At 65.8% G+C, this 16,740-nt stretch carries 18 protein-coding genes; 8 read left to right on the top strand and 10 right to left on the bottom strand.

Features of this window, described 5'->3' with window-relative positions:
• Positions 1-93: 93 nt before the first annotated feature.
• Entirely contained in the window at positions 94-309 is a 216-nt protein-coding gene (locus KM295_RS14265; RefSeq protein ID WP_256030654.1) for a hypothetical protein, read from the bottom strand.
• A 729-nt stretch (positions 310-1,038) separates the two neighbouring features.
• Positions 1,039-1,452: a PAS domain S-box protein gene (locus KM295_RS14260; protein WP_256030652.1), complete on the bottom strand. Its 414-nt coding sequence runs from the start codon at positions 1,450-1,452 to the stop codon at positions 1,039-1,041.
• 537 nt (positions 1,453-1,989) lie between these two features.
• Between KM295_RS14260 and KM295_RS14255 the strand changes: the two genes are divergently transcribed.
• Positions 1,990-3,321 (top strand): nickel pincer cofactor-dependent isomerase, group 22, encoded by a 1,332-nt coding sequence (locus tag KM295_RS14255; RefSeq protein ID WP_256030651.1) that lies wholly within the window; start codon positions 1,990-1,992, stop codon positions 3,319-3,321.
• A 215-nt stretch (positions 3,322-3,536) separates the two neighbouring features.
• On the opposite strand, the gene KM295_RS14250 is transcribed toward KM295_RS14255, so the two are convergent.
• The 3 genes from KM295_RS14250 to argS all read right to left on the bottom strand — a co-directional run bounded on the left by KM295_RS14250 (position 3,537) and on the right by argS (position 6,667).
• Positions 3,537-3,950 carry a desampylase gene (locus KM295_RS14250; protein WP_256030650.1) on the bottom strand — a complete coding sequence of 138 codons (414 nt, stop codon included), beginning with the start codon at positions 3,948-3,950 and terminating at the stop codon, positions 3,537-3,539.
• On the bottom strand, positions 3,947-4,861 hold the full coding sequence (locus tag KM295_RS14245) for an ABC transporter substrate-binding protein (protein WP_256030647.1): 915 nt from the start codon (positions 4,859-4,861) through the stop codon (positions 3,947-3,949). Before KM295_RS14245 ends, KM295_RS14250 begins: the two co-directional genes overlap by 4 nt.
• A 63-nt stretch (positions 4,862-4,924) precedes the next feature.
• Positions 4,925-6,667, bottom strand: coding sequence for an arginine--tRNA ligase (gene argS, locus KM295_RS14240; RefSeq protein ID WP_256030646.1), 1,743 nt, complete (start codon positions 6,665-6,667; stop codon positions 4,925-4,927).
• 100 nt (positions 6,668-6,767) lie between these two features.
• On the opposite strand from argS, the gene KM295_RS14235 reads away from it, so the two are divergent.
• The 4 genes from KM295_RS14235 (at position 6,768) to ribB (ending at position 10,134) form a co-directional block, all read left to right on the top strand.
• On the top strand, positions 6,768-7,484 hold the full coding sequence (locus tag KM295_RS14235; RefSeq protein WP_256030644.1) for an SDR family NAD(P)-dependent oxidoreductase: 717 nt from the start codon (positions 6,768-6,770) through the stop codon (positions 7,482-7,484).
• A gap of 96 nt (positions 7,485-7,580) precedes the next feature.
• Positions 7,581-8,543: a 4-demethylwyosine synthase TYW1 gene (gene twy1, locus KM295_RS14230; protein ID WP_256030643.1), complete on the top strand. Its 963-nt coding sequence runs from the start codon at positions 7,581-7,583 to the stop codon at positions 8,541-8,543.
• A gap of 183 nt (positions 8,544-8,726) precedes the next feature.
• Positions 8,727-9,425 carry a CTP-dependent riboflavin kinase gene (locus tag KM295_RS14225; RefSeq protein ID WP_256030642.1) on the top strand — a complete coding sequence of 233 codons (699 nt, stop codon included), beginning with the start codon at positions 8,727-8,729 and terminating at the stop codon, positions 9,423-9,425.
• A complete protein-coding gene (ribB, locus tag KM295_RS14220) occupies positions 9,409-10,134 on the top strand; it encodes a 3,4-dihydroxy-2-butanone-4-phosphate synthase (RefSeq protein ID WP_256030641.1) in 726 nt (241 codons plus the stop codon). The genes KM295_RS14225 and ribB overlap by 17 nt, the downstream gene beginning before the upstream one ends.
• A 51-nt stretch (positions 10,135-10,185) precedes the next feature.
• On the opposite strand, the gene glnA is transcribed toward ribB, so the two are convergent.
• Entirely contained in the window at positions 10,186-11,556 is a 1,371-nt protein-coding gene (gene glnA / locus KM295_RS14215; RefSeq protein ID WP_256030640.1) for a type I glutamate--ammonia ligase, read from the bottom strand.
• 127 nt (positions 11,557-11,683) lie between these two features.
• Between glnA and lrp the strand changes: the two genes are divergently transcribed.
• Complete coding sequence (lrp, locus tag KM295_RS14210; RefSeq protein WP_256030639.1) at positions 11,684-12,136, top strand: HTH-type transcriptional regulator Lrp; 453 nt, start codon at positions 11,684-11,686, stop codon at positions 12,134-12,136.
• Positions 12,137-12,164: 28 nt separating this feature from the next.
• Here the strand turns inward: lrp and hisH are convergent, their stop codons facing one another.
• Positions 12,165-12,809, bottom strand: coding sequence for an imidazole glycerol phosphate synthase subunit HisH (gene hisH / locus KM295_RS14205; protein ID WP_256030638.1), 645 nt, complete (start codon positions 12,807-12,809; stop codon positions 12,165-12,167).
• A gap of 152 nt (positions 12,810-12,961) precedes the next feature.
• Here hisH and KM295_RS14200 point away from each other — a divergent pair, with 152 nt between their 5' ends.
• Positions 12,962-13,168, top strand: coding sequence for an HVO_0649 family zinc finger protein (locus KM295_RS14200; protein WP_256030637.1), 207 nt, complete (start codon positions 12,962-12,964; stop codon positions 13,166-13,168).
• Between the two features lie 24 nt (positions 13,169-13,192).
• Here KM295_RS14200 and KM295_RS14195 read toward each other — a convergent pair whose 3' ends face one another.
• Genes KM295_RS14195 through KM295_RS14185 form a run of 3 tightly spaced genes read right to left on the bottom strand, consistent with a single transcriptional unit; the run spans position 13,193 to position 14,566 of the window.
• A complete protein-coding gene (locus KM295_RS14195; protein ID WP_256030636.1) occupies positions 13,193-13,774 on the bottom strand; it encodes a uracil-DNA glycosylase in 582 nt (193 codons plus the stop codon).
• 25 nt (positions 13,775-13,799) lie between these two features.
• A complete protein-coding gene (locus KM295_RS14190; protein WP_256030635.1) occupies positions 13,800-14,393 on the bottom strand; it encodes an endonuclease dU in 594 nt (197 codons plus the stop codon).
• A complete protein-coding gene (locus KM295_RS14185) occupies positions 14,390-14,566 on the bottom strand; it encodes a DUF5786 family protein (RefSeq protein WP_256030634.1) in 177 nt (58 codons plus the stop codon). Before KM295_RS14185 ends, KM295_RS14190 begins: the two co-directional genes overlap by 4 nt.
• A gap of 139 nt (positions 14,567-14,705) precedes the next feature.
• Between KM295_RS14185 and KM295_RS14180 the strand changes: the two genes are divergently transcribed.
• Positions 14,706-16,721, top strand: coding sequence for a sensor histidine kinase (locus tag KM295_RS14180; RefSeq protein WP_256030633.1), 2,016 nt, complete (start codon positions 14,706-14,708; stop codon positions 16,719-16,721).
• The last annotated feature ends 19 nt before the right edge of the window (positions 16,722-16,740 follow it).

The raw sequence follows: 16,740 nt of genomic DNA, 5'->3' as shown, positions 1-16,740 counted from the left end.
ACGCGCGCATCAAGCTACGTGGACTCTATCCAGTCCCGGTTGCCGAAAGCTAGTGAGACAATGGCTGAAGCTACACTAAGATCTGATTCCGACCTATGCTGTTAGGTAGTACTCTCGACTTACATTATGAGAGACTTCTCCTTCGTTCAACAAAGCATGAAGAACGGACACTACTTCCTGTTTGTTGTCAAAAGGTGTATCATCTCGATTAACTATTTCATCGACTGAAACTTCATCCATCCCTCGCAAGATTTCTTTCATCCTCCGCTTGTCCTCGGTTTTTACCGTATCCACTGCGTGAGCGACCATAGAAGAACCACAGAACCGGACTCACTTAGAACTAAGGGACAAATACCAAATCTGATTAGGTTAGATCATAAGATGCTCGGCTTCAGGGTGTCTATGGACGAAACTACGAGATGTTAGCCAGTCCGTAGGTATCTCTTGCTTCCCATGACGAGTCGATCTCGTCGGCTAACACTGCGTGAAGTCGTACTTGGGTGTAATACTTTTCAGCGCGGTCTAAATTTTCCTGCTACTGAATCGCCATATCTCTCCTGTCATCTGAATGCCACCATCAGCGCGAGACGTATCACGTTCATTCACGCGTGACAGGCTTCTTTACTGTGTGAATTTTCAAAGAGACTTTAGCAGTTTACTGGACAATAGAAGCTCTCTAACCGATTGTGGTGGCACTTCAGCGAATTGGGTGTATCGAGGGATCGGGGAATCACAAGACCTGTAGAGAGCGATATTCCTCCCAATAGGGTGGGGTTTGGGCCACCCGGAAGCCATCGGGTGGGCGCAATCAATCGTCAACGACGGGTGCCTGGTTAGTATCCGGTATCTGAGTGTCCGGTAATCGAGGACTATCGCTTGTGGTGCCATGTCTGGTCAGTCGGGTAGAACGGGTGTCATGTGGTATGTTAACAGGGGGTGCCAATCGCCAAGTATCCCTCTATAGAGTGTAAAGAGAGATAGTTGGTGGTTGACAACTATGCTAACACACCACATACCGATCGGTAAAAAACAGACGGATCAGTCGGATTCGACGGTGTGAGGTACTGAGGCTGCACTTTCCTCTTCGACCTGTGGCTCTGAGTGGTCTACCTCGGTGATCTCTTCGACATACCCGACGATTCGGTCATCGATGTGCACTGCATCGAGTATCACACCTATGTTCTGGCCTGTTTTCTGTTGGAGCGCCGTCTCAGTTCGCGCCTGGCCGTGCTCTTGAACTTCCGAAAAGAGACTCACGTCGTCGAGGGTGTCACTGTTTGGATGCAGGTCTGTGATCGACATATCCAGCAGTTCGGCTTCAGAATAGCCCACGAGATCACAGGCGGCCTGATTCACGTCGATGTACTGGCCGTCATCGTCGATCTCAAAGATCCCGATCGGGGCCTCGTCGATGAGGGCTTGGGTTTTTGAGCGATCCGAATGCGATGGCATTACACATTATTCACAATACTGTATTAAATCGGTTAGGGTGAGATGCGTCCACACGGGAATCCGCCTCGGGCACAGCTACCGTACGTATGCGCCTAATTGCGGACCAGCAGTAGTTTGTCTCTCCTATGTACGATGGGGTCCGGGGTGTACAGACTCGCCGCACTCGTTCTAGCTAGTATGGGTTTGTAGAGATATTTGAATTTGCCACGGGAGCAAGGACTCGTAACGTACACGACAGCCGTCAAGCGTTTTCGGAACGAAACGGATGTATCGTACTTAAAATAGTTGTTAGGGCTCGGTCCCCGTCTCGTACCGATCCGCAGTTGACGAGCCGGATGAACTGTATTATAAGGATATAACAAACATCCTTACTCGTCAGCCGAACCGACAGACAGCAAAGAGGTTAAAACGAACTTTTCACGCGGCGTAACGAAACCCCGCCAGGTCCACGACACCGGCACATCCACGAGCGCCGTATGCGTGGCCAGCACTGCGCGGTCCGTGTGTTTATTTGTCCAGCCGTCAGAGTTCCCGACCATGAGAGAGGGACTCGCAGTACCCGAAGCGGACGTCAGACGGGCCTGTGGCGAAATCGCCCTCCCGCAGATGGGCGTCGTCGAACAGGTCTGGGACGTCGACCCGATTCCGGAGGCGGGGATCGAAGACCGGGCAGCGACGGCAGTGAGGGAGCTCGACTTCGGGGACGTCCCCGAAGGTGGGGAAGTGGCCGTCGGAGCCGGCAGTCGCGGCATCGCGAACCTGCCGGCCATCGTCGGAGGCGTCGTTCGCGGCGTACACGAGCAGGGGTACGACCCCTTCGTCTTCCCGGCGATGGGGAGCCACGGCGGCGCGACCGCCGACGGCCAACGGGAGAAACTCGCCACGCTCGGCGTCACCGAGGAAGCGGTCGGCTGTGAGATCCGCGCGACGATGGACGTCGTCGAGGTCGGCCGGACGCCCGAACGCGACGTACCGGTGTATTTCGACGCCATCGCGGCCGAGGCCGACGCCATCGTCCCGGTCAACCGTATCAAACCCCACACCGATTTCGGCGGCGAGGTCGAAAGCGGGCTCTCGAAGATGCTCGTCATCGGCATGGGCAAACAGCGGGGGGCGAAGATGGCCCACGACTGGGCCGTCGACTGGAGTCTGCGGAACATGCTCCCCGAGATCGCCCAGCGGCTGCTTTCGGACCTGCCGGTCCTCGGTGGCGTCGCCATCGTCGAGGACGAACACGACGACACCACGCTCATCGAGGGCGTGCCCGCCTCGGAGTTCCTCGACCGGGAGGCGGAACTGCTCGAGATGGCCTGGGAGCGGATGCCGAAACTGCCTTTCGAGGGGCTGGACGTCCTCGTCGTCGACCAGCTAGGAAAGGACGTCAGCGGGCAGGGGATGGACACGAACGTCACCGGCCGGCGACACTTCACCATCAACGAACCCGAGCCCGAATCGCCCGATATAAAGCGGATCTACCTCCGCGGATACACCGCGAAGACCAAAGGCAACGCGATGGGGATGGGCCAGGCCGACCTCGCCCACGAGGACGTCCTGGAGGGGCTCGAGTGGTCGAAGTCGCTCATCAACGCCATCACGGCCAGTACCGTCCGTGGAGTGCGGTTGCCGCCCGTCGTCGAGACCGACCGTGCGGGCCTGCTGGCCTCGCTGGGGACCATCGGCCCCGTTCCCGGCGACGAGGCACGCATCCTCCGCGTGACGGACACGATGCGGCTGAAGCGGTGTTACGCCTCCGAACCCCTGATAACGGCCGCCCGCGAGCGCGATGACCTCCGGGTCGTGGCCGAGCCCGCCCCCGTCGAGTTTGACGACGAGGGGCAGTTCGTGGCTCCGTCGCCGGACGGCGCCTGAGGCGGAACGATGCGGTCGGCCCGATCAGTCGGCCGGCCGGTCGGCGTCCATCGAATCGGTCAGGGAAGCGCCGTCGACGGTCCGTCGTCGATCCGTCGTCGATCCCGCGGGTGCTTTGGAGACTCATGAGACTACCGGGGCTGAACGAAGCGATCACCTGATGCGCCCGAAGGAATCGAGCGATGAAAGCGTGGTTTCCGTTTCGACTCGCCGCGTCACTCGGTTTGAACCGGCTCGGGGTCGAAGCGGTCGCCGTTCCACCGCCAGCTCCCCAGTTCGACGGATCCGCCGGCCAGCGAGACGATGACGTACGAGTAGCCGGGCCACGCCGCGAGGCGGGCGTCGGTGTCGCTCGGCTCCGGCGGGCCCGCCGGGTGGGAGTGATAGAAGCCGACACACTCGAGCCTGGTATTTTCGATCCGCTCCAGCAGCCGGAGTTCGGTCTCGGAGTCGATCTCGTACCGCGTCGTCGGCCGATCCGCGACGTTTCGCGCGCGATAGGCCCGCGAGACGGTCGATTCGGCGGCGCCGTGACGGCCCGCGAGGACGCCGACGACCTCCTCGGGTGCTCCCGCACGGGCGTGCTCGGAAAGCGCATCGCGGATCGCGGCCGGGACGAGAAGCGTCATGGCGGCGGCTCCGAGAGCGGCCGGGCCATCCACGGTTCCGGGACGTCGAACGCCTCCGGCTGTAGCAGCGCCGCGAGCGTCTCGAGGGACTCGACGATCCGGGGTCCGGGACGGTTCATCAGATGGTGGCCGTCGACGGCGTAGACCCGGTTCATCCGGACGGCCCGCAGTTCCGACCAGCCCGGCCGGTCGGTCAGATCCGTGCGGTTCTCGAAGGTCTGCCCGAGGTCGAACCCACAGGGGGCGGCGACGAGGATGTCCGGATCGTACTCGCGGATCGCCGCCCACTCGCGGGGCTTCGAGGCGTCACCGGGGGCCGCCAGACCGTAGGCACCCCCGGCGAGATCGGCCAGTTCGGGCACCCAGTGGCCGGCGACCATCGGCGGGTCGAGCCAATCGAGCACCGCGACCGTCGGCTCGATCAGGCTCTCGGATTCGGCCACGCGGTCGATCCGGGACCGCAGGTCCGCGACCAGCTCTTCGGCCCGACCGCTTCGGTCCAGCGCCGCTCCGATCCGCTCGATGTCGGCGAGGACGTCCGCCACGCTGTGGGGATCCGTCGTCACGAGCCGACAGTCCAACCCGAGGTCCTCGATCGCGGCCTCGACGACGACGGTATCGACCGCACAGACCTCACAGATCCCCTGGGCGATGACGATGTCCGGATCGGCCGCGGCGAGCGCCTCGCGGTCGATCCGATAGACGCCCGCACCGTCCTCGGCCGCCTCTAGGACCTGTTCGTCGATCTCGGCGCTGGAGGCGTCGGCGTCGATCCGCGAGTCGACGACTGACGGGACGTCCTCGATTTCGGGCGGGTAATCACACTCGTGGGACGTCGCGACCGGCTCGATGCCGAGGGCAGCGACGATCTCCGTCGCCGAGGGAAGAAGCGAAACGACGCGGGGGGGCACTCTGGGAATCCTCCAGTCTTCCGTTCGGTCGCGAGCGAAATGAATCTGCTGGCGCCGCCCCGGCTACATCGACTCGGGGGCCTCGACGCCGAGGATATCGAGGGCGTTCGCGACGGTGTGTCGGGCCGCGATCACGAGCGCGAGCCGGGCGCTTCGGGTCCGTTCGTCGTCGGCGCCGACGACGGGACACTCCCGGTAGAAGCCGTTGAACCGGTCGGCAATCTCGCGGGTATAGGTCGCGATCCGGTGGGGTTCGTGCTCGTCGGCGGCGCCCTCGACGACACCCGGGAAGCGGGCGATCGTCGCGAGGAGTTCGCGCTCGGCATCGGTTTCGAGGACGGAAGCGTCGAGTGTGGGCTCGATCCCGTCGGCCTCGCCTTCGATCCCACAGCAGCGTGCGTGGACGTACTGGACGTACGGCGCCGACTGGGCCTCGAAGTCGAGCGCCCGGTCCCACTCGAAGGTGATCGCCTTCGTCGGCTGCTTGGAGACGATGTCGTATCTGACCGCGCCGACCCCGACCTGCCGGGCGATCCGCTCGACGGCGTTCTCGTCGAGGTCGTCGCTCCGGAGCCGGTCGCCGAGTCTGTCTTCGACCTCCCCGCGGGCGCGATCGATCGCCTCGTCGAGCAGATCGTCGAGCTGGACGCCCGTCCCCCGGCGGGTCGACATCTTCCCCTCCGGGAGGTTCACGTACGAGTAGATGACCGAATCGAGCCGGTCGGTGTCGTGGCCGAGCAACGAAAGCGTCGACCGGAGCTGTCGGGCCTGCAGCTTGTGGTCCTCGCCGAGCACCGTCACCGCCCGGTCGTAGTTTTCGAGCTTCCACTCGTGGTGGGCCAGATCCCGGGTGGTGTACAGCGAGGTACCGTCGGCCCGCAGGAAGACGAGGTTCTTTTCGATGTCCTCGAATTCCAGTTGCCAGGCGTCGTTCTCGTAGACCGCCCCGTGGAGTTCCTTGAGCCGGACGACGACGTCGTCGGTCGAGCCGTCCCGCATGAACCGGGTCTCCTTTATGAACTCGTCGAACGTCGCCGGCAGGCGGCCCAGACACGCCTTCATGCCGGCGAGCACCGTATCGACGACCTCGGTGACGCGCTCGTAGGTCTCCTCGTCGCCGGCCTCCAGCCCCTGGAGGATCGTCTCGATCTCCGCTTCGGCGGCCTCGAGGGCCTCGGGATCGGCGTTCTCCAGGAAATCGTTGCCCCTCCGGTAGTACCGGACCATCCGGTACTCGGCGCGGTCGCGGGCCGGCTCCGGGAGCTCGGATTCCTCGAAGCGCTCGTAGGCCCACGTGAACACCGCCATCTGTCGGCCGGCGTCGTTGACGTAGTAGTGTCGGTCGACGTCGTAGCCGGCGTACTCGAGCAGGTTGGCGACCGCGTCGCCGACGATCGGGTTGCGCGCCCGCCCGACGTGGACCGGGCCGGTCGGGTTCGCGGAGGTGTGCTCGACGACGATCGAGGTGTCTTTCGGGGGGAGCGCCCCGTAGGCGGAGTCCTGCCCGGCCTCTAAGGTCCCCTCGAAGTAGGCCTCGTCCGGAAAGAAGTTCAGGTAGGGGCCGGTCGGCTCGACGCGGTCGACGTACTCGTAGCCGGCGGCGTCGATCTCGTCGGCGAGTCGGGCGGCCACCTCCGGCGGGGCGGCCCCGAGTTCGCCGGCAAGCCGGAACGCGATCGAGGAGGCCAACACGGCGTCGACGTCCTCGGGCGGTTCCTCGATGCCGAGGTCGTCGGTCGAAAGCTCGCGAGCCTCGAGGGCCGACCCGAGGGCGGCTTCGACCGACTCGCGGAAGGGACGGAACATACCCCCGTTTCCCGAGCGTCGGGTATAGGGGTAACGGGTTCGGCCGGGACGCTCCGATCGGTCGAACGTATTTACTACACCGGTCCCGAACGCGAGGACGATGACACCCACGGCACTCGTCACCGGAGCAAGCGGCGGTATCGGCAGCGCGACGGCGCGCGACCTCGGAACCGACCACGACGTCGTCGTCCACTACAACAGCGACCGCGAGAGCGCGGAATCCGTCGCCGCGGATATCGAGGCGAACGGTCGGGAGGCGCTCGTCTATCAGTGCGATCTCGGCGACCCGGACGCGATCGAAACGATGGTCGCGGAGATACGCGAGGCGGCCGGCGGCGTCGACGTCCTCGTCAACAACGCCGGCCTGTTCTATACGACCGCCCTGGAGGCGGCCACCGACGAGGAGATACAGCGGACGCTCCGTGTCAACCTCGAGGGGACGCTCTTCTGTACGCGTGCGGTCCTTCCGGGGATGATAGAGCGCGGCGAGGGACGGATCGTCAACGTCTCCTCGATCGCCGGCACACGGGGGAGCCCCTCGGACGCCGCCTACGGCGCCTCGAAGGCCGGGATGTTGGGACTGACGAAGTCGCTTGCCAAGCAGTACACCGACGAGGGGATCTTCTCGAACGCGGTCGCGCCGGGGCCGACGAAGACGGAGATGTACGCCGAAGAGCGCCGCCCGGCCGCCCGCGAGCGGTCGCCGATCGACCGGCTCGTCGACCCCGAGGAGGTCGCCGAAGCGATCCGGCTGTTCGCGACGACTGAGTCGGTGACCGGCGAGACGCTCACCGTCGACGGCGGGATCAGCCTGTAGCCGACGCCGGCCGCCTTCGACGCGTCGGAAGCGCCGGAACCCGAGACGCCCCGCTCGATCCGCGGTTTTTAGGCGTTCGAACTCCGAGGCGGTCGTATGCCAAAGCAGGTCGACGACCCCGACTACCACAGCGAGAACCACACCGCCGCCCAGACCTGCGGGTGGACGGCAAACGCTCTTCGGGGGGAGGGACGTTGTTACAAGAACCATTTCTATGGGATCCAGTCGCACCGCTGTATCCAGATGACCCCGGTGGTCAAGTGCAACGAGCGCTGTGTGTTCTGCTGGCGGGATCACGCCGGCCACGCCTACGAGTTGGGGGACGTCGAGTGGGACGATCCCGACGCCGTCGCGGAGGCGTCGATCGAGCTCCAGCGGAAACTGCTGTCGGGGTTCGGTGGGAACGACGCGGTCCCCGAGCGGGTCTTCGAGGAGGCGATGAAACCGCGTCACGTCGCGATCTCGCTGGACGGCGAGCCGACGCTGTACCCGTATCTCCCGGAGCTCATCGAGGCCTTCCACGACCGGGGGATCACGACGTTTCTCGTCTCCAACGGCACCCGACCGACAGTCCTCGAGCAGTGCGACCCGACACAGCTGTACGTAAGCGTCGACGCCGCCGACCGGAAGACGTTCCGCGAGGTGGTAAACCCCGTCGAGGAGGACGCCTGGGAGCGGCTGATCGAGACGCTGGACGTGCTGGCGGGGAAAGACGAGACGCGGACCGTCCTCCGGACGACGCTGCTGTCGGGGCGCAACACCCACCACCCCGAGTGGTACGCGGCGATGTTCGACCGCGCGGACGCCGACTTCGTCGAACTGAAGGCGTACATGCACGTCGGCAACTCCAGGGACCGGCTCGAGAGGGAGATCATGCCGGACCACGGGGAAGTAATCGAGTTCACCGAGGCCGTCCAGGAGTACCTCCCGACCCATCCCGTCCTGAAGGAGGTCGAGGCCTCCCGGGTCGCGCTTTTGGCCCGCGAGGCCGACACGATGGTACCGGAACTGAAGGGCGGCAGCGAGTTCTGGCGCGAACGTCCCTACGCCGAGTCGTGATCGACCCGGCTGCCGGCGACGGACGGACGCCTCACCGGGCTGGATCCCGACCGGCGGGACCGCAGTCGGCAGTTTTTAGCTTTCGAGGCCCTGAAGTCTAGTACGGACGCGACCCAGTTTTCCATTTCTGTTATGCTCCCCAGTTCCGTTACGGTTAAGAGCCGAAAGCCCGTACCTGACGGTATGTCACAGACGACCGGGCGCGTCGGACACGACGAGTTGGCGACGCTGAAGCTTGTCGCCCTCGACGGCGCGCTCGAGGGCGAGGCCACGATCACCTGTTCCGGGCTGGCGGCGCGGCTCGAGGCGTCGAACCAGACCGCCTCCCGGCGGCTTCAGCAACTCGAGGACGCCGGCTATCTCTCGCGGGAACTGACCGGCGACGGCCAGCGTGTCGCGGTCACCGACGAGGGCGAGCGGGCTCTCCAGCGGGAGTACGCCGACTACCGGCGGCTCTTCGAGGGCGACGCCGACGTGACGCTCCGGGGCACCGTCACGAGCGGGATGGGCGAGGGGAAACACTACATTTCGCTTTCGGGTTACATGCGGCAGTTCCGCGAGCGGCTGGGGTACGAGCCGTTCCCCGGAACGTTGAACGTCGACCTCGACGAGGAGAGCGTCCGGGCGCGGGCCCGCACGGACGCGCTCGATCCGGTCGGGATCGACGGCTGGGAGGACGAGGAACGGACCTACGGGCCCGCTTTCTGCTGGCCGGCGACGATCGAGGCCCACGGCGGCCGCCGGGAGGGGGTCCACGTCATCTCCCCGGAGCGGACCCACCACGGGGCGGACCAACTCGAGATCATCGCCCCGGTGAAGCTCCGCGACGCGCTCGACATCGAGGACGGGGACGGAGTGAGTGTCCATGTCTCGGAGCAGTAACACCGCCCGGGCGGGCGCCGGCGTGGATGCGGCGATCACGGCGTTCGCCGGCGGCGGGCCCGTCCTGATCCACGACGCGACCGACCGGGAAGGGGAGGTGGACCTCGTCTATCCGGCGGCCGCCGTCGAACCCGACGACGTCGCCCGGATGCGAAACGACGCCGGCGGCCTCGTGTGCGTGGCGCTGTCGGATACCGTCTGTCGAGCGTGGGAACTGCCGTTCACACAGGAGATCGTCGATCATCCGGCCGGCACGGCCCACGATCTCGGATACGACGAACGGTCGTCGTTTTCGCTCACCGTCAACCACCGCGAGACGTTCACCGGGATCACCGACGAGGACCGCGCGCTCACTATCTCGGCGCTCGGTGCGGCCGCCGGGGATATCGCCCGCGAGACGCAGGTCGCGGGCGACGGGGCGGCGGGGGCGATCGCGACCGACGCCGACAGTTTCGCCGCCCAGTTCCGGGCCCCCGGTCACGTCCATCTGTTGCGCGGCGCGCCGAACCTGCTCGAGGACCGGAAGGGCCACACCGAACTCGGGCTCGCCCTCGCCGCCGCCGCGGGCACGGCGCCCGCCGTCGTGGTCTGTGAGATGCTCGACGACGAGACCGGCGGCGCGCTGTCGCCGGCCGCCGCCCGCGCGTACGCCGAGCGCAACGGCTTCCCGTACGTCGAGGGGAGCGACCTCCTCGCACAGCTCGGCTGACGGGCGTTCCGACGCTCGCGAAAAAAAGCGTTCGTTCGGCGTTCCGACGCGTTAGAACTTCTCGAGGTACCGGTCGAGTTCCCACTCCGAGACGTCGACGAGATAGTCGGTGAACTCCTCGGTTTTGGCCTCGATGAACTTCTCGCCGATGTGGTCGCCGAGCGCGTCGAGGATGACCTCGTCCTCCTCGAGGGCGTCAACGGCCTCGCCGAGGTTGCTCGGCAGGGTCTCGATGCCGTACTCCTTGCGTTTCTCCTCGTCGAACTCGTAGATGTTCTCCCGGATCGGGTCCGGCGCCTCCAGACCCTTCTCGATGCCGTCGAGGCCGGCGTGGATCAGCGCCGCGAAGGCGAGATACGGGTTACACGAGGGATCGGGGAATCGGGCCTCGATCCGGCTGGCGGCCGGGATGCGCGCGGCGGGCTTACGGATCAACGCCGAGCGGTTCCGGTCGGACCACGCGACGTAGACGGGAGCCTCGTAGCCGGGGACCAGCCGCTTGTAGCTGTTGACCGTCGGGTTCGAGACCGCCGTGATCGCCGGCGCGTGCTCGAGAATGCCCGCGAGATACGAGTGGGCCGTCCCCGAGAGGTTGAACTCGTCGTCGGGGTCGTGGAAGGCGTTCTTTCCGTCCTTGAACAGCGACTGGTGGGTGTGCATGCCGGAGCCGTTGATCTTCGGGATCGGCTTGGGCATGAACGTCGCGTGCAGATCGTGCTGGGCGGCGATCGCCCGGACGACCGTCCGGAAGGTGGCGACGTTGTCGGCGGTCGAGAGCGCGTCGTCGTACTCGAAGTTGATCTCGTGTTGGCCGCGGGCGACCTCGTGGTGGGAGGCCTCGATCTCGAAGCCCATTTCCTCGAGCCCGTAGATGATGTCCCGTCGGACGTCGCTTGCGAGATCCTTCGGCGCGAGATCGAAGTAGCCGCCCTGATCGCCCGTCTTCGTCGTCGCACGGCCGTCCTCGTCCTCCTCGAAGAGGAAGAACTCCGGTTCGGGCGCGAAGTTGATCTCGAAGCCCATCTCCTCGGCGCGGTCGATCGCGCGCTGGAGGACGTACCGCGGGTCGCCCTCGAAGGGTTCGCCCGTGGAGGTGTTGTAGACATCACAGATCATCCGCGCGGAGGCGCCGTCCTCGCGTTTCCGCCACGGCAGCACCGCGAACGTGCTCGCGTCCGGGATGAGCCGCATGTCGGACTCCTGGATGCGGACGAACCCCTCGATCGAGGAGCCGTCGAAGTAGATCCCGTCGGTGAACGCCTTCTCGGCCTGATCGGCCGGAACGGCGACGTTCTTGACGGTGCCGAGGATGTCCGTGAACTGCAGACGCAGGAAACCGACGTCCTTCTCTTCGATTTCGTCGAGCACAGCCTGTGCTTCCGCTGTAAGACCGCCATCGGGAGTGACGTTTTCGTTCGTCATGTTTCTCGTCGTCTGTTCCGATGCGTGCCCGTACTAAAACGTTATTGTTCTGCGCAAATCTCCTGTCCCTCCGAATAGAACTGTATATTCGTAAACTTCTAAACCCTCCACGTCGTACCGGGGTGTAATGACGTACGAAAATCTCGACCGGAAGTTGGTGAACGCGCTACTGGAAGACGGCCGAGCCTCGCTTCGATCGCTCGGCGAGGATCTGAACGTCTCGGTTACGACCGTCTCGAACCACATCTCCGACCTCGAAGACCAGGGCATCATTAATGGGTACGCGCCGATCGTCGACTACGGCGAACTCGGTTACGACGTGACGGCCGTCATCCAGCTGAAAGTTGAGGGCAGCGCACTGCCCGACATCACCGACCGGCTCCAGAGCCACAAACACATGGTGTCGGTCTACGAGGTCACCGGCGACCACGACATCTTCGCGATCGGGAAGTTCACCGACACCGACCACATGAACGAACAGATCAAGGAACTGCTCATCGACCCGGACATCAAGGAGTCGAACACGAGCGTCGTACTCAACACCGTCACGGAGAACGAACAGTTCGATCTGGACTACTGAACGTACCGCCTCGCTGCCGGGTCGGCAGTCAGTCCAGACAGTACTCGACGAAGTTCCGCAGTATCTCGAGCCCCGTCTCCCCGGATTTCTCCGGGTGGAACTGGGTCCCGAAGACGTTGCCGGCCTCGCTGGCGACGATCGAGGGGAACTCCGTCCCGTAGTCCGTCGTGGCGACGACGGCGTCCTCGTCGTCGGGGGCTGCGTAATACGAGTGGACGAAGTAAGCGTATTCACCGTCGACCCCCTCGACGATCGGGTGCTCCCGTTCGACGTCGAGTTCGTTCCAGCCCATGTGCGGTACTTTCTGGCCCTCGTCGAACCGTCGGTTCGTCCCCGAAACGAGATCGAGTCCCCGGACGTCGCCCTGCCCGACCGTCTCGGCTTCCTCGCTGGTCGTAAGCAGCATCTGCATACCGAGACAGATCCCGAAGAGCGGCGTCCCCGCGTCGGCGGCATCGACGAGCGTTTCGCGGAACGGTCCGGCGTTCTCCATCCCCTCGCTGAACGCGCCGACCCCCGGGAGGACGATCCCGTCGGCGGCGTCGATCTCCGCGGGGTCCGCCGACAGCGTCACGTCGGCGCCGGCCCGCTCTAACCCCCGGGTGACGCTCCGGAGGTTCCCGAGCCCGTAATCGACGAGGACGACCTCGGCGGTCCGCTGTGTCGTGGTCATACCCTAGCTGGGCGGCCGTCGGGCAAGTGCGTTTCCCTCCGGACGGGCCGCTTCGATTGATCCGGGGGGAACCGACTGAATGGATCGGCGTTCGGTGCGCACGAAACCCTCCGGGGCTACATTTATTTTCCTCGATGAGGTAGGTACGTGGTATGGTAACACGAGTCACGAAAGGGCGGACGCCGATCGAGCGGCTCCGGCGTCGGTACGAGACCACCGACACGAAGTGTCCCGACTGCGGGTACGTCGACGAGGAGGGCAACTGGACGAGCGGCTCGAACGGCGGACGGATCGTCTACCGGCACGTCTGTCCGAGCTGTGGGGCCGACCGCGAACACGTTTTCCGGCTCTCGGGGTAGCCGCCCCCCGGCGCGGTCGTCCCGTCAGAACTCCCCGAGCCGGGACTGATCGCCGCCCCCGTCGACGAGGCCGACGGCCGCGCCGATCGCCTCGGTGAACGGCTCCCGCTGGCCCGGATCGTACAGCGTCGCGGCGGGATGAACACAGACCACGACACGCCGTACCGTCCCCGCGATCCGGGTCTCGTCCACCGAACCCGCTTCGGCGGTCACGCCGACGGAGCGCCCCAGCAGGTGTTCTGAGGGGACCTTCCCGAGCGCGACCAGCACCGTCGGATCGACGGCGTCGATCTCCCGTTCGAGGTATCCACGGCAGTTCGCCAGTTCCTCGGCCGTCGGGTCGCGGTTCTCCGGGGGTCGACACCGGACGCAGTTGGTGATCCGGACGTCGCTTCGGGCGAGCCCCTGATCCCGGAGCGCCGAATCGAGGACGTCCCCGGAACGGCCGACGAACGGTTCCCCGCCCTCGTCTTCCTTCCGTCCGGGCGCCTCCCCGACGAAGAGCAACTCGGCGTCGTCGGGCCCCACGCCGTTGACGATGCGGCTCCGGGAGCCACACAGCGTCTCACAGCGGGTACACTCCGTCACGTCGATCTCGCTTGTCACGGTCGTCCGATCGGTGCCCCGGGAGTTAATCCCGCCGATCGTCGGGGGCGATCGTCCCCTCACGGCGGGCGGCGTCGACCCGGCGTGCGAGCCGTTTCGCGACCCGGAGCGGTTCCGGCCGCCGTTTCTGGGTGTAGGCCTCAACGACGGCATCGGCCCGCGTTCGGTCGAGCCCGATCGATCGGACGAAAAGCGGCTCGCCGTCGATCTCCAGCCGGTGCCGGCCCGGAAGCGCCCCGTAGGCCTCCAAGCGGAGGCGCCGCTCGTCGCCGTCGAACGCCTCGGCGATCCCACTTTCGAGCCCGCCGCTGTCCTCGAAGGAGACCGAAAGCACCGGCCGCTCGATCACCCGATGGAGCCGCCCGAGATCGACGACGTTGTACCACGCCGGGGCGACCCCGGCGAGGAAGAGATACCGGACGTCGGGCCGGTCGAGTCGCTTCCAGAGGGCTTCGATCGCGTCGGTCGAGTCGCGCCCGCCGACGGCACAGCGGGCGAAAGAGAAATCGCCGACCGCCCGGTCGACCCGGACGACGGCGCCGGCGAGCGTGCTGGTTGCCGTCCCGTCGGTTCCCCGGTAGGACTCGGCGACTCCGAGCGCCCGGCGCCCCGGTTTCACTGGTTTTTGAACTCCTCGTAGGCCTCGAGTAGGTCCTCGCTCGAGGCGTCGTCGTACTCGAAGCTGACCTCGCCGTCGTGCATCGACGTCGTCCGACCCTCGCCCGTTTCGATGTCCTCCGTGTCGATCTGTTGGTTGTCCTGTTCGGACTCGTCGTAACTGCCGAACCCCATGGTCGTTCATGACTTACGGCCCCGGGATTGTAAATCGTTCGCACCCGTGGGGTTCGCCTCCTCCCCCGGACCCTCCGTCAGAATCGGCGTTCGAATCCGGCGGTACCGTTATCAAAGCCGCTGATGTAGCGTCGGATCGATGGGGCTCAGGGATCGGACCACGAACGACCCACTGGATACGCCGGTGGTCGCCGCCTACGTCGGCCGTGGACATCCCACTGATCCCGAGGGCCGGGTCCGCATCGAGCGCGTTGAGAGCGATTTCGTCGCCGACTACGCGGCCTACGCCGACTGTGTCGTCTGTGCGGTTCCGGGCGGGGGGCTGTCAGCGCTCGAATCGCTCTCCGAGGCCGCCGTCCCGGCGATCCTCTATGACCGGACGGACGATCCGGCCGTCGCCGAGGCGGCCGCCCGGCTGGATCCGGCCGAGTACGTGACCGGCGGGAACCCGGATCCGGAGGGACGCTCCCTCGCGGATCTGATCGTGCGGGTCTGTCGGCGAACGCGAGGGGACCCGCCGACGATCCACACGGGATCGACGGGAGGATCCGAGCTGGGGCTGTCGTCGGCCGTCGGGACCGTCGAACGGCTCCTCGATCTCGGGCGCGACCGCCTCGGCCTCGAGATCGGCGCCGTCGCACTCACCGACGGGGTCGACTACACCGTCGTCGCCGGCGACGACGTCGCGGCTGCCGACCACTCGCTTTCGGGGACGATCTGTCGGGCGACGGTCCGGACGGACGGCCCGCTCGAACTCCCCGATACGGTCTGGGGCCCTCCGACCGAGGGGCTCGCCGCCCCCTTCGTGCGGCTGCGGAGCTACATCGGCGATGACTTCGCCGTCGACGGCGACCGCCGCGGGACGGTCTGGTTCGGAAGCGAACGGTCCCGGTCCGCTTTTACCACCGAGGAACGGGACTTCCTCCGGCTGCTCGTCGGACTAGTCCGGGCCGAGATCGGGCGAACGCGGGCGTTCACGATCGGTTCCGACCCGGAATCGGGGTCGGCCGTCGGGGCGGTCATCGGTGACGGCGGCGCCCGGAGCGATCCCGCCACGCCGTCCCCCGGAGGGGACGACGGCGTCTCGACCGGATCCGGCTCGGCGGCTTCCGGGCAGAACGCCCCCGGTCCGACGGGTGGCGACCGGTTCCGGCGGCTCTTCGATCGGCTTCCGGACGCGGTCGCGGACGTCGAGTTCCGCGACGGCGTCCCGATCGTCCGGGGGGTAAACGGGGCGTTCGAGGAGACCTTCGGCCGCGAGGAGTCGGCGGTCGCCGGGAGGCCGGTTTCGGAACTCATCGTCCCGGACGGGCAGGCGACGGCCGGACGGCTGGACGAACGTGCGATCCGGGAGGGCTACCGAACGGCGGAAGTCGAACGGGAGACCGCCGACGGCCGACGGACGTTTCTCTTCCGCGGGTTCACCTACCGCCGGGGAGGGACCGACCGCGGGTTCGGTATCTACACCGACATCACCGACCGCCTCGAGCAGGAACGCCGGCTTCGGGTGTTACACCGCGTGCTTCGGCACAACCTCCGAAACGAGATGACGGCGATCATCGGTTACGCCGATCTGCTGGCCGAGGAGGGGACGACCCCGGAGTGTCGGGCCCTCGGCCAACGGATCTACGAGGAGGCGACAGACGTCTCGAAACTCGGCGAGCAGGTCAGACGGATCAAGCAGGCGCTGGACGTCGACCGAAAGCGGGTCGCGATCGATCCCGAACCGATCGTCGAATCGATCGCCGAGCGGTTCCGCCGGCAGCATCCGGACGCGACGATCCGGGTCTCGGCGGAGGCGACCGCCGAGGTCGTCGCCGACGAACTGCTCGAAACCGCGATCGAGAACCTCCTCGAGAACGCGATCGAACACCACCCCGGCGATCCGACGGTCGATATCGAAATGTCGCCGGCCGACGGGGGGCGGTTCGATATCACCGTCAGCGACGACGGCACCGGGATCCCCGAACGGGAACGCGCGGTCGTCAGCGGCGACCGGGAGATAACCCAGCTCGATCACAGCCGGGGGCTGGGGCTTTGGGTCTCACAGTGGGTCGTCCGGGGTGTCGACGGCCAGCTCCGTTTCGGCGATCCCGAGACGGGGGCGGAAGTGACCCTCCGACTCCACCGGGCCGGGGGGTCGACGTCAGAGTGAAGTCGCCGCCGGCCGAGCC

Source organism: Natronomonas aquatica (assembly GCF_024449025.1).
GTDB classification, from domain to species: domain Archaea; phylum Halobacteriota; class Halobacteria; order Halobacteriales; family Haloarculaceae; genus Natronomonas; species Natronomonas aquatica.
This window is presented reverse-complemented; position numbering and strand designations above follow the sequence as displayed.

Bases quoted from the DNA above. Each gene is read 5' to 3' on its own strand.
- KM295_RS14265 (WP_256030654.1), bottom strand. From the start codon at position 309: ATGGTCGCTCACGCAGTGGATACGGTAAAAACCGAGGACAAGCGGAGG.
- KM295_RS14260 (WP_256030652.1), bottom strand. From the start codon at position 1,452: ATGCCATCGCATTCGGATCGCTCAAAAACCCAAGCCCTCATCGACGAG.
- KM295_RS14255 (WP_256030651.1), top strand. From the start codon at position 1,990: ATGAGAGAGGGACTCGCAGTACCCGAAGCGGACGTCAGACGGGCCTGT.
- KM295_RS14250 (WP_256030650.1), bottom strand. From the start codon at position 3,950: ATGACGCTTCTCGTCCCGGCCGCGATCCGCGATGCGCTTTCCGAGCAC.
- argS (WP_256030646.1), bottom strand. From the start codon at position 6,667: ATGTTCCGTCCCTTCCGCGAGTCGGTCGAAGCCGCCCTCGGGTCGGCC.
- KM295_RS14235 (WP_256030644.1), top strand. From the start codon at position 6,768: ATGACACCCACGGCACTCGTCACCGGAGCAAGCGGCGGTATCGGCAGC.
- twy1 (WP_256030643.1), top strand. From the start codon at position 7,581: ATGCCAAAGCAGGTCGACGACCCCGACTACCACAGCGAGAACCACACC.
- KM295_RS14225 (WP_256030642.1), top strand. From the start codon at position 8,727: ATGTCACAGACGACCGGGCGCGTCGGACACGACGAGTTGGCGACGCTG.
- ribB (WP_256030641.1), top strand. From the start codon at position 9,409: ATGTCTCGGAGCAGTAACACCGCCCGGGCGGGCGCCGGCGTGGATGCG.
- glnA (WP_256030640.1), bottom strand. From the start codon at position 11,556: ATGACGAACGAAAACGTCACTCCCGATGGCGGTCTTACAGCGGAAGCA.
- lrp (WP_256030639.1), top strand. From the start codon at position 11,684: ATGACGTACGAAAATCTCGACCGGAAGTTGGTGAACGCGCTACTGGAA.
- hisH (WP_256030638.1), bottom strand. From the start codon at position 12,809: ATGACCACGACACAGCGGACCGCCGAGGTCGTCCTCGTCGATTACGGG.
- KM295_RS14200 (WP_256030637.1), top strand. From the start codon at position 12,962: ATGGTAACACGAGTCACGAAAGGGCGGACGCCGATCGAGCGGCTCCGG.
- KM295_RS14185 (WP_256030634.1), bottom strand. From the start codon at position 14,566: ATGGGGTTCGGCAGTTACGACGAGTCCGAACAGGACAACCAACAGATC.
- KM295_RS14180 (WP_256030633.1), top strand. From the start codon at position 14,706: ATGGGGCTCAGGGATCGGACCACGAACGACCCACTGGATACGCCGGTG.